This window comes from Flavobacterium ichthyis (assembly GCF_009915155.1).
GTDB lineage: Bacteria > Bacteroidota > Bacteroidia > Flavobacteriales > Flavobacteriaceae > Flavobacterium > Flavobacterium ichthyis.
In genome coordinates this window covers 201624-213670 of the sequence record NZ_JAABLM010000003.1, presented here as the reverse complement: position 1 = coordinate 213670, position 12047 = coordinate 201624, and the positions used below count along the sequence as shown (strand labels likewise).

Below are 12047 nucleotides of genomic sequence, written 5' to 3'. Positions count from 1 at the left end.
TTATTTTAGCTTTTCTTCCCAAGCTTTAATCTCGTCTCTAAACTTGGCAGCTTGCATAAAATCTAATTCTTTGGCGGCTTTTTCCATCGCTTTTCTGGCTTCGCGAATTTTTTTCTCGATTTCCGGTTTCGATAAATATTGGCTTTCCGGTTCGGCGGCTTTTAAGGCTTGTCTTTCTACATAAGCCGTTGAAACAGAATTTTTCGCCAAAGTGCTTTCTATTTTTTTATTCAATGCTTGCGGTACCAAATTATTCGCCAAATTATAATTCATCTGCTTTTCTCGGCGGTAATTGGTTTCGTCGATGGTTTTTTGCATGCTGTCGGTAATTTTATCGGCATACATAATGGCTTTTCCATTTACGTTTCTGGCGGCTCGACCCACTGTTTGCGTCAAACTTCTGTTGCTTCGCAAAAATCCTTCTTTGTCAGCATCCAAAATCGCCACAAGCGAAACTTCAGGTAAATCCAAACCTTCACGAAGTAAATTGACACCAATCAACACGTCAAACAAACCTTTGCGTAAATCCTGCATAATTTCCACACGTTCCAAAGTATCCACTTCACTGTGAATGTAACGACATCTAATGGCAACTTTTGTTAAATATTTCGTCAATTCTTCTGCCATTCTTTTGGTTAAAGTGGTCACCAAAACACGCTCGTCTAATTCAACACGTTGCTGGATTTCTTCGATTAAGTCGTCAATTTGGTTGGCACTCGGCCGAATTTCAATAATCGGATCCAACAAACCTGTAGGGCGAATGACTTGCTCCACATAAATGCCTTCGGATTTTTCCAATTCGTAATCTGCAGGAGTTGCCGAAACATAAACCACTTGATTTTGCAAGGCTTCAAATTCCTCAAATTTCAACGGTCGATTATCCATTGCCGCGGGAAGTCGGAAACCGTATTCCACTAAATTTTCCTTACGAGAGCGATCGCCTCCGTACATCGCATGCACCTGCGAAATCGTCACGTGACTTTCGTCAATCACCATCAAATAATCCTTTGGAAAATAATCTAATAAACAGAAAGGTCGTGTTCCCGGAAGCCTTCCGTCGAGATAACGGGAATAATTTTCAATTCCCGAGCAATATCCTAACTCGCGAATCATTTCCAAATCAAAATTAGTTCTTTCCTCTAATCTTTTGGATTCCAAATGTTTACCAATTTCTTTAAAATATTCTGTTTGTTTCACCAAATCCTGCTGAATTTCCCAAATCGCTCCATTTAAAACATCGGGCGAAGTCACAAACATATTAGCTGGATAAATATTAAGACTTGTATATTTTTCTAAAACTTTCGAAGAAATCGCGTCAAAAGCTTCAATTTCTTCAATTTCATCACCAAAAAAATGAATCCGGAAAGGTTCAGTTCCATAACTTGGAAAAACTTCTACGGTATCACCTTTAATGCGGAAGGTTCCCGGAGTAAAATCGGCTTCGGTTCTGGCATATAAACTTTGCACAAGTCGATGTAATAATTTGGTTCGGGAAATGACTTGATTTTTTTCAAGTGAAACCACATTTTTTTGAAATTCCACTGGATTTCCAATTCCGTACAAACACGAAACCGACGAAACGACAATGATGTCACGACGTCCCGAAAGTAGGGAAGAAGTGGTGGAAAGTCGCATTCTTTCTAACTCTTCGTTGATAGAAAGATCTTTTTCGATGTAGGTTCCGGTAACGGGAATAAAGGCTTCGGGCTGATAATAATCATAATAGGAAACAAAATATTCCACAGCATTATTGGGAAAAAATTGTTTAAATTCTGAATACAATTGAGCAGCCAAAGTTTTGTTATGCGCCAAAACGAGTGTCGGTTTTTGTACTTCCTGAATGACATTTGCCATTGTAAAAGTTTTCCCGGAACCGGTAACGCCCAAAAGCGTTTGGAATTTTTCGCCACTTTTGATTCCTTTGCTCAGTTTTTCTATCGCTTGTGGCTGATCGCCCATAGGTTTGTAATCGGAAACAACTTGAAATTTCATAAGATTTGCGTTGGATTACAAAGGTAGAGAATCTATTTTTACTACGGAATTGTGTTAACTTTTTGTGTGGCTTTCGCCAAATTTTCTCAGTTTGCTAAAAGATTTTGAATTTTCGCATATTGTAAAAGCATAATTGTTTTAGCGTCTTCAATTTCGCCGGAAATAATCATTTTCATTGCTTTTTCAAATTTTATTTCTAGAATTTCAATATTTTCATGTTCAGATTCAAGTCCTCCACCTTTTCCGGTTTTCATCTCGTTAGAATATTCTCCCACAAAAAAATGAATAATTTCAGTCACAGCTCCAGGCGACATATAGGCCTGAAAAATTTTTTTAACTGAATGAATTGTATAACCAGTTTCTTCCTGAACTTCCCGCTTAATCGTGTCTTCTGGATTTTCTTCTTCTAACATTCCTGCACATGCCTCGATTAACATTCCCGTTTTATTTTTGTTTAAAAAAGTTGGCAAACGAAATTGTTTCACCAGTACAACCGACTGATTTTCTTTATTATAAAGCAAAATTGTAGCTCCATTTCCACGGTCTAAAACTTCTCGGGTTTGGGTCTCCGACTTTTGTTCGTCGGTATATTGAAGGGTAACTTTTTTGTAAGTATAATGTTTTTGTGATAGAATTTCTTCTGATTTTATTTCGATTTGTGGATTTTTCATATTTCAAATTTCTTTTAAAAGTAAAATTTTAACTGCAATTGTCAGTAAACGGACACTTTATTTTTCAGTGAAAAAAAAATCAATCGAAACATTCCATCAATAATAAATCGCCTTGCTTGTGTTCTATTTTCACGATTCCGTCTGAAGACACCTTGTTAGAGCTTCCGGTTCTGTAGCCTATTTTAAGTGATTCATCTTGAAGTTGGTAAGTTAAATTTTCTGTCGAAATTCCACTTACTTGGCCAATAGGTATTAGCGAAATAGGGAAATCTTTTGGATACCATTTTTGAAATATTTTGGGCAACTGAAAAATTTTCGAATGATCGTCTAAAATTACAATTTTCAGTTGGTTTTGGTAGCGAACAATGTTGGTAATATTGGTAAAGGTATGATCGGCTCTTTTTCCGGTAGCCCAAACCACATTGACGGCTTTGTGATTTTTTTCAATCAAATAATCAAACGCTTTTTCGAGGTCGGTTTTATTTTGGTCTGGTGTATGAACAATTTCTAACGGATAATTTTTTTTACGATACATTTCCGGATCAAAATCCCGATCGAAATCTCCGAGCAGCACATCGACCTTAATGTTTAATGCCAAAACCCTATCAATCGCAGAGTCCAAAACAATTACCAATGGCGACCATTCTAACAGTTGTCCCAATAATTCGTTGTTACACGAAGCACCGTTGGCGATAATTAAAGCCGGTTCCTGATCGTCTCGAACAATGTGGTGAGATGACATTTTAGTTTAGGTTTTAAAAGTTTAAAGTTCAAAGTTTCAGGTTGCGAAAACCAAAAACTTCAAACTTTAAAAGTTGTATAATTATTTATAAAAATTATTTCAGCTTCGCCAAAATGCCGTTCAGTGTTTCACTCGGACGCATGGCTGCAAAAGTTTTTTCTTGATTTGGTTTATAATACCCTCCAATGTTTTGACTTTTGCCTTGAGCACCAATTAATTCGCTGTTGATTTTTTCTTCGTTAGCAGTTAACTCTGCTGCAATGGGTTGGAAAACAGCTTTTAAATCGGCATCTCTTTCTTGTGAAGCCAAAGCTTGAGCCCAATACAAAGCTGTGTAAAAATGCGAACCTCTGTTGTCAATTTGTCCTACTTTTCTTGCAGGAGATTTATCGTTGTCCAAGAATTTTTCGGTAGCTTGGTCTAAAGTATCGGCTAAAATTAGGGCTTTTGCATTGTTTTGGGTTTGCCCTAAATGTTCGAGCGAAACACCTAAAGCTAAAATTTCACCCAAAGAATCCCAACGCAAATAGCCTTCTTCCAAAAATTGATCCACGTGTTTTGGAGCAGAACCTCCGGCACCAGTTTCGAACAAACCTCCGCCGTTCATCAATGGAACGATTGAAAGCATTTTTGCAGAAGTTCCTAATTCTAAAATTGGAAATAAATCGGTTAAATAATCACGTAAAACGTTTCCTGTTACCGAAATCGTGTCTTTGCCTTCTTTAATTCTTTCTAACGAAAATTGAGTAGCTTCAACAGGATTTAAAATTCTAATATCCAATCCGTTAGTGTCGTGGTCTTTTAAATATTTTTGAACTTTTTTAATAATTTCTCTGTCGTGGGCACGTTTTTCATCTAACCAAAAAACAGCAGGGGTTTCGGATAATCTCGCACGGTTTACGGCTAATTTTACCCAATCCTGGATTGGAGCATCTTTGGTTTGACACATTCTAAAAATATCGCCTTCTTCCACATTTTGCTCCATTAAAACTTCGCCTTTGCTGTTAATAACTTTTACAACACCTTCAGTTTCGATTTGGAAAGTTTTATCGTGAGAACCATATTCTTCAGCTTTTTGAGCCATTAATCCCACATTTGGAACGCTTCCCATGGTTTTTGGGTCAAAAGCGCCATGTTTTTTACAAAAATCTATTGTTGCAACGTAAACTCCTGCATAAGAACGATCCGGAATAATGGCTTTTGTATCTTGCTGTTTTCCTTCTTTGTTCCACATTTGTCCCGAAGTTCTGATCATTGCCGGCATTGAAGCATCGACAATTACATCTGAAGGTACGTGAAGATTGGTGATTCCTTTATCTGAATTTACCATGGCAATTGCTGGTCCGTTTTGCATGGCAGCATCCAAATCTGCTTCAACTTCTGCTTGTTTAGCATGACCAGAAATTTTGGCGTAAACATCTCCCAAACCGTTTTTGGTATCAACGCCAAGTTCTGCAAACAGGTTTTTGTGTTTTTCAAACACATTTGCAAAAAATACATCTACGATGGCTCCGAAAATAATGGGGTCGGACACCTTCATCATAGTTGCTTTTAGATGAACCGAAAACAACACATTTTTGGCTTTGGCATCTTCAATTTCTTTTGAAATAAAATTTTTAAGCGATTTTAAATTTAAAACCGAACTGTCAATTACTTCTCCAGCTTTTAAATTTGTAGTTTCTTTTAATGTTTTGGAAGAACCGTTATTGGCTACAAATTCAATTTTAAAAGTATCTGCTTCATTGAGGGTTACTGATTTTTCGGTGCTGTAAAAATCACCTTCGCTCATGGATGCCACGTGGGTTTTGGAATCAGAAGACCAAGCTCCCATAGAATGTGGGTGTTTTTTTGCGTAATTTTTTACCGCTTTCGGAGCACGACGGTCTGAGTTTCCTTCGCGTAAAACGGGATTTACTGCAGAGCCTAGCACTTTTGCGTATTTTGCTTTGATGTTTTTTTCCTCATCGGTTTTGGCGTCTTCCGGATATTCGGGAAGGGCATAACCTAAAGCTTGTAGCTCTTTTATGGCATCTTTTAACTGAGGGATTGATGCAGAAATATTAGGAAGTTTGATAATATTAGCTTCCGGAGTGGTGGCCATTTGACCTAGTTCTGTAAGGTGGTCGTTTATTTTTTGTTCTGCTGAAAGAAATTCTGGGAAGTTGGCGATGATTCTTCCGGCGAGGGAAATATCGCGGGTTTCAACATCTATTTTGGCTGGAGCGACAAATGATTCGATAATTGGGAGAAATGAATGTGTGGCGAGCATTGGAGCTTCGTCTGTAATGGTGTAAATAATTTTTGCTTTTTCAGACATTATTGTGTGGTTTATTTGTTTGTAAATGCTTGTTTATTTTGTTTGTCAAGGATTGCAAATATAAGAAATTGGAGCCGATTTTAGAAGTGTTTTTGTAGCGAAATCGTTTGATTTGAGGATTTTAAATTTTTTTTGGGAAGATTTGTGAATTTGATAATTTTTTTTGGCTGATTGGTTTTACACTGAACCTTTGCAAGTAAGAATAGGGATTTTTTTAATAGCCCTGATTGAAGCGGATATCCTTTTTTTAATTGCCTCGGGTTTCAACCCGAAGGGGAATTAAAAAAAGATTGTAGCGGAAAGCAGGAATGGCGATGGCTGAAAATGCCCGAGCCTTTTGCTCTTTGAAATTGTGATGGGAATCTGAAAGAATTTTAGATTAAAAAAAAATCCCGAATTGCTTCGGGATTTTGGTATGAAAAGACGGTTTGAATTAGATTCTTCTGTCTTTGATTTTTGCTTTTTTACCTGTAAGTTCACGGAAGTAGAAGATACGAGCTCTACGAACTTTACCGGTTTTATTGATTTCGATTTTTTGTAAAGCAGGCATGTTGATTGGGAAAATACGCTCAACACCTACAGAACCTGACATTTTACGGATTGTAAAAGTTTCGGTTGTACCAGAACCTCTTCTTTGGATTACTACACCTTTAAAGAACTGTGTTCTAGTTTTTTCACCCTCTTTAATTTCGTAATAAACTGTGATTGTGTCACCAGCTCCGAACGTTGGGAAGTCTTTTTTTGTAATAAATTCGTCTTTCACGAATTGCATCAAATCTGCCATTTTGTTTGATTTAAATTGTTGATTATCAGAGCAACATTCACGATTTTCGCCAGAGGTTAGTCCGAAATAGTGCGCAAAGATAATATAAAGTTGTGAATTATGTGAAAAAAGGAGTATTTTTTTATTGGAAGGATGAAAAGTTTTAAGTTTCAGGTTTCCTTCTTCAATTTAAAATTCTAAATCATATATCCTAAATCATAAATCCAACAAATCAGGTCTTCTGTTTTTGGTATGCTCGAAGGCTTTTTCTTCGCGCCATTGGTCAATTTTGGCAAAGTTTCCACTTAATAGTATGTCGGGGACTTTTAACCCTTTATATTCTGCGGGTCTTGTGTAAATTGGTGGAGACAATAAGTTATCTTGAAAGCTATCTGTCAATGCGGAAGTTTCGTTGCTTAAAACTCCAGGAATTAACCGGATCAAAGCATCGGATAAAACCAAAGCTCCCAATTCTCCTCCGGATAAAACGTAATCTCCAATAGAAATTTCTTTGGTGATGAATTGATCGCGAACACGTTGATCAACACCTTTATAATGTCCGCACAAAATGATGATATTTTTCAAGGAAGACATTCTGTTTGCCATTCTTTGATTTAAGGTTTCGCCGTCTGGCGTCATGTAAATTATTTCGTCGTAATCTCTTTCCGATTTTAATTTGGTAATGCAATCGTCTATGGGTTGAATCATCATGACCATACCAGCTCCACCGCCAAATTGATAATCGTCCACACTTTTCTGTTTATTGGTCGTGTAATCACGAAGATTGTGAAAATGAACTTCTACCAATCCCTTTTCTATGGCTCTTTTCATAATTGAGCCTTCAAATGGGCTTTTTAATAATTCGGGTAAAACGGTAATAATGTCGATTCTCATACTTTAAATTGAGTTGCAAATTTAAAAAAATAAAAAAAAATATATGGCGGCTTGACCTTTCAAAATTTTTTTACATTTGTTTTAAAAATGTACTTTTGTTGTAAAAATTTATGAATACAAAAACAAGTGTTAAATTTGGAGAGGGTAAAGTGAGTGGAATAATTTCAATTTTTTTAGGATTGATGTCTTTCTGCGGTGTATTTTGCTTTAAATATCCGGAAATTTTGACGACTCCAGAATTTCGTGAGGTTTATACAGGTGAATCCATGAAAATTTTACTCACCGGAGTTATTATTGCCTCATTATTTTTTGGGGTAGTGAGCTTTTTGTTAAGCAAGCAGAAAAAATGGGCCTTAATTGGAATAATATTTTGTATCATTACTATTGTCTTGGGTGGTTTCGAGGTAGATGCTCGTGCTGTTAAAACAACACGCTTTCACTTAGGGCTGGATTGGCTACTTTTAGACTTGTTTTTAATGGCTTTGATTTTTGTTCCAATAGAAATGGTGTTTCCCAAGCGAAAAGATCAAAAAACATTTCATGAAGAATGGCGAACGGATTTGGTTTATTTTGTAATCAGCCATTTGTTGGTTCAATTTTTTGGCGTAATTACACAAAAGCCAGCACAAGTTTTTTTTGGATGGATGGGATTATCAGAAATTCAGGCGTATATTCAAAGTTTACCTTTCGTAGTCGAATTATTTTTAGCATTTTTTCTGACCGATTTATTTCAATATTGGACTCATCGATTTTTTCATCGACATTCTTTTCTATGGAGATTTCATTCTATCCATCATTCTACCGAAAATATGGATTGGTTGGCGGGATCTCGAACACACTTTGTCGATATTTTTGTGACGCGTTCAATGGCGTTTATTCCACTTTATGTTTTTGGCTTTTCTACGATAACCTTTCAGGTTTATGTGATATTTATGGCGGTTCATGCAGTTTTAATTCATTCAAATACTCGGATTAATTTTGGCTTTTTCAAATATATTTTTGCAACGCCTCAATACCATCATTGGCATCATTGTAAAAATCCCGAGTATTACGGTAAAAATTTTGCTACAATTTTTCCATTTATTGATAAAATATTTGGAACCTATTATTTGCCTAACAATGAATGGCCGGAGGATACTGGTTTACTCGAAGCCGATTATCCAAAAGGCTATTTAAAACAAGCGATTTATCCGTTCACTAAAAGCCCTTTTGATAAAGATTTAAAAATGAAAGAATATTCTAAGAGATAAAGTGGCTGGAAATCAATTGAAATATTTATTTATGCCCCAAACTGTTTTAAGTGATGGTCTAAATGTTTCCACTGAATCGAGCCCCATTGCTCATCAGTTAAAGTTCCAAAAAAAGGATGTTTTTTATTCGCGATGCAATCAGGGCCTTCAGTTGAAAATTTTTCAATCATTTTAATTAGTGTGGTTCGGGATTGCTCAAAATCGTGTTGCCCAGAAATTCTAAATTCTTTCGCCGTTGGCAAATCTTTTTTAAATCGAAAATTGTTTTGAGTTAATTGTCTTTTGCCTAATCTTCCAAAAATATATCCCAAAAGTCCCACTTTTATTTTTAAATCGCCAAAGGCAACTTTTATTGGTTGCTGACAATGTACCAACATTTGGCTTACATTCATCGTACCCCATTCATTTTGAGAAATAGGTTTCAAAGAATTAATTCTGTCAATGATTTGGCGACTTCCTTCAGGACTGAACAGCGTTTCCATAAAAATTTTGGCTAAAAAAGAATGTTAAGTTTTTTAACATAGCAAAATTATACAAATTCAGTTTTAGTTGCATTACTGCTGTTATAAATTGTGATTATATTCACATAAATAATTTGTAATTTTGCACCTTTTAAAATAATCATTCAAATAAATATAAGATGGAAAACGGAATTTACGCAAAATTCAACACTTCAAAAGGTGCAATTTTGGTGAAATTAACGCACGATAAAACCCCTGGTACAGTAGGAAACTTTGTAGGTCTTGCAGAAGGAAACCTTGAAAATTCGGCTCGTCCGCAGGGAAAACCTTTTTATGACGGATTAAAATTTCACCGTGTAATTTCAGATTTTATGATCCAAGGTGGTTGTCCTCAAGGACAAGGAACAGGTGGACCTGGCTACCAATTTGACGATGAATTTCATCCAGAATTAAAACACGATAAACCAGGCGTTTTGTCAATGGCAAATTCTGGTCCGGGATCTAACGGTTCGCAATTTTTTATTACACATGTTCCAACAAATTGGTTGGATAACAAACATACCGTTTTTGGTCATGTTGTTGAAGGACAAGATGTTGTAGATGCAATTGCTCAAGGTGATGAAATTGAAAGTATCGAAATTATCCGCGAAGGTGAAGAAGCAAAAAAATGGAATGCCATTGAAGCTTTCAGGGTTTTTGAAGGTGCAAGATTGAAAAAAATTGAAGCTGAAAAAGCTGCTTCGGAAGCGAAAATGCAAGAATTAGCAGCAGGTTTTGATAAAACTAAAAGCGGACTTCGTTATAAAATTATTCAAAAAGGAAACGGAAAAAAAGCCGAAAAAGGCAGAACGGTTTCGGTTCATTACACCGGACAGTTAGACAACGGAAAAACTTTTGATTCTTCTTATCCACGTAAAAAACCAATTGAATTTCCTTTAGGGCAAGGTCACGTAATTGAAGGTTGGGACGAAGGTATTGCCTTACTTCAAGTGGGTGACAAAGCCAGATTCGTGATTCCTTCGCATTTAGGTTACGGTTCTCGTGGAGCTGGAGGCGTGATTCCGCCAAATGCCGTTTTGGTTTTCGATGTAGAACTTATGGACGTAAAATAATTTTTTTTGGAATAAAATTTGAGAAAGCATTCGGTAAGCGTCGGATGCTTTTTATTTTTTGTATAAATTTGTGTTTATGAAGCAATTTCTGTTTTTCTTTCTCCTGATTTCTTTTTCCGCCAAATCACAAGTGGGGCAACATTGCGGTTATGATTTTACTTCGTATTTTGTATTGAATGTTCATGAAGATGGTTCCAAAAAACACATTCCCGGATTAAAAATTTCTGTCGTCAATATTTTTGGGACAGAAGTGGCTAATATTAACAATATGTTCAGTTGGACTGATGGGGGCAAACCTTTAATTTTTACCGAAAATTACAAAATTGACGACCAGAACCAACGCTTACAGCCTGGTGAAAACGCCGAAAAAGAACGCTGGTTTTTTCCTTTTGCCAAAGAAAATTATTTGCTTTCAGTAAAAAATACTTTTCCAGCAGACGAATATAGTATTAAGGTAGAAGACATTGATGGTGATGCAAATGGCGGAAATTTTGCCACACAAATCGTAAAACTCTACAACTTTAATATGTATGTTTTATGTGCCGGAAAAGCCCGTGAGACACAATTTGGTCCTAAAATGAACCGGCCAATTGAGATTGTTATGATGAAGAAGTAATTTGTTTTTTTAGATTATTTTTTCTCTTTTTCGCCATATCTTCAAGATATTTTTTTTCAGCTTTTGCGTGAATTTTAATTGCTTTTGGTTTTAAAAAAATAATGTTTTCCGCATTGTTTTTGTCCCAACGTTTTGCGCTACGATACAAATGATGGTCTAATTTTTCAGGAATTTTAAATTGTTGCAAACTGATTTTTGCTTCAACTTCATTTGAATAAAATTCTTTGTTTTTGTGTAAAAGTTTAAACCTGATTTTCGTTTTGAAATCGCCATCGTATCGGGTAGTTTCGGTTAAAATTTTATTTTTTGGTAAAATCTCTATCGAATTATAACTGTTTCCACAAGTTGAATACTGCCAATATTCAATTGGTTTCCATTTTCCTGATTCATCAATTGCTTCTTGAATAATGAAGATTTGGTTGTCTTGCGTTAACAGTTCGATTGTTTTTTCAGAATTATTTTTTACCGAAACATAATAAATTGTATCATTTTTGACTTCAACACTTAATTGAAGGTTTTTAGTTTTATTGTAGATTTTTTCAGCAATTTCAGTTGAAACTAAATGATTGTCGTTCGCACTCATAACTTTATTTTGCGCTTGAAAATTAGAGCAACAAAAAAATAATATTATGATGAGATATTTTTTCATTTCCACTTAATATTACAACCCAAACTCGGTTTTTGTGTTTTAGAAAGCGAACGGTTGTAAATCAAAGCGTCAATGGCGTTTCGCAAATCACTTCCACTTAACGGTATGCCATTTCCCGGTCGAGAATCGTCTATTTGTCCACGGTAAAAAAGTTTATTTTCGGCATCAAATAAATAAAAATCCGGAGTGCAAGCGGCATCATAAGCTTTGGCAATTTCTTGCGTATCATCGTATAGATAAGGAAAATCAAAACTGTTTTTAAAGGCAAATTCACGCATCAGTTCCGGACCATCCTGCGGATATTTTTCGGCATCGTTACTGCTGATTGCTACAATTCCCAAACCTTGAACGCGATAATCGGCGGCAATCATTAAAATTTCCGGCAAAGCGTGATGTACATACGGACAATGATTACAAATAAACATCACCAATGTTCCTTTTTTACCTTTTATTTCATCAAAAGCCAAATAATGGTTGGAATTGGTGTCCCGCAAGCGAAAATCAGGAGCCAAGGTACCAAGCGGTAACATATTTGAGGGTGTTTTTGCCATTTTTGTTCGGATTTAGATTTTAAATATAG

12 protein-coding genes are annotated in these 12047 nt (G+C 35.9%); 3 read left to right on the top strand and 9 right to left on the bottom strand.

Annotated elements, in window-relative coordinates; translation table 11 throughout:
* From uvrB to trmD, 6 genes are all read right to left on the bottom strand, one after another.
* Window positions 1-1992 carry an excinuclease ABC subunit UvrB gene (uvrB, locus tag GV828_RS03895; protein ID WP_166536165.1) on the bottom strand — a complete coding sequence of 664 codons (1992 nt, stop codon included), beginning with the start codon at window positions 1990-1992 and terminating at the stop codon, window positions 1-3.
* An 86-nt stretch (window positions 1993-2078) separates the two neighbouring features.
* A complete protein-coding gene (locus GV828_RS03890; protein WP_166536164.1) occupies window positions 2079-2663 on the bottom strand; it encodes an NUDIX domain-containing protein in 585 nt (194 codons plus the stop codon).
* 79 nt (window positions 2664-2742) lie between these two features.
* On the bottom strand, window positions 2743-3405 hold the full coding sequence (locus GV828_RS03885; protein WP_166536163.1) for a thiamine diphosphokinase: 663 nt from the start codon (window positions 3403-3405) through the stop codon (window positions 2743-2745).
* Between the two features lie 94 nt (window positions 3406-3499).
* Window positions 3500-5722, bottom strand: coding sequence for an NADP-dependent isocitrate dehydrogenase (locus tag GV828_RS03880; protein ID WP_166536162.1), 2223 nt, complete (start codon window positions 5720-5722; stop codon window positions 3500-3502).
* A gap of 433 nt (window positions 5723-6155) precedes the next feature.
* Window positions 6156-6506: a 50S ribosomal protein L19 gene (gene rplS / locus GV828_RS03875; RefSeq protein WP_166536161.1), complete on the bottom strand. Its 351-nt coding sequence runs from the start codon at window positions 6504-6506 to the stop codon at window positions 6156-6158.
* A 195-nt stretch (window positions 6507-6701) separates the two neighbouring features.
* Entirely contained in the window at window positions 6702-7379 is a 678-nt protein-coding gene (trmD, locus tag GV828_RS03870) for a tRNA (guanosine(37)-N1)-methyltransferase TrmD (protein ID WP_166536160.1), read from the bottom strand.
* A 110-nt stretch (window positions 7380-7489) separates the two neighbouring features.
* Here trmD and GV828_RS03865 point away from each other — a divergent pair, with 110 nt between their 5' ends.
* Window positions 7490-8629 carry a sterol desaturase family protein gene (locus tag GV828_RS03865; protein WP_166536159.1) on the top strand — a complete coding sequence of 380 codons (1140 nt, stop codon included), beginning with the start codon at window positions 7490-7492 and terminating at the stop codon, window positions 8627-8629.
* 29 nt (window positions 8630-8658) lie between these two features.
* On the opposite strand, the gene GV828_RS03860 is transcribed toward GV828_RS03865, so the two are convergent.
* Window positions 8659-9111 carry a DUF1569 domain-containing protein gene (locus tag GV828_RS03860; protein WP_166536158.1) on the bottom strand — a complete coding sequence of 151 codons (453 nt, stop codon included), beginning with the start codon at window positions 9109-9111 and terminating at the stop codon, window positions 8659-8661.
* 158 nt (window positions 9112-9269) lie between these two features.
* Between GV828_RS03860 and GV828_RS03855 the strand changes: the two genes are divergently transcribed.
* Window positions 9270-10202, top strand: a complete 933-nt coding sequence (locus GV828_RS03855; RefSeq protein WP_166536157.1) for a peptidylprolyl isomerase — start codon at window positions 9270-9272, stop codon at window positions 10200-10202.
* A 76-nt stretch (window positions 10203-10278) separates the two neighbouring features.
* On the top strand, window positions 10279-10818 hold the full coding sequence (locus GV828_RS03850) for a hypothetical protein (protein WP_166536156.1): 540 nt from the start codon (window positions 10279-10281) through the stop codon (window positions 10816-10818).
* Here the strand turns inward: GV828_RS03850 and GV828_RS03845 are convergent.
* Complete coding sequence (locus tag GV828_RS03845; RefSeq protein WP_166536155.1) at window positions 10802-11401, bottom strand: hypothetical protein; 600 nt, start codon at window positions 11399-11401, stop codon at window positions 10802-10804. The genes GV828_RS03850 and GV828_RS03845 overlap by 17 nt on opposite strands.
* A gap of 62 nt (window positions 11402-11463) precedes the next feature.
* Complete coding sequence (locus tag GV828_RS03840) at window positions 11464-12018, bottom strand: thioredoxin family protein (RefSeq protein ID WP_166536154.1); 555 nt, start codon at window positions 12016-12018, stop codon at window positions 11464-11466.
* Window positions 12019-12047: the final 29 nt, after the last annotated feature.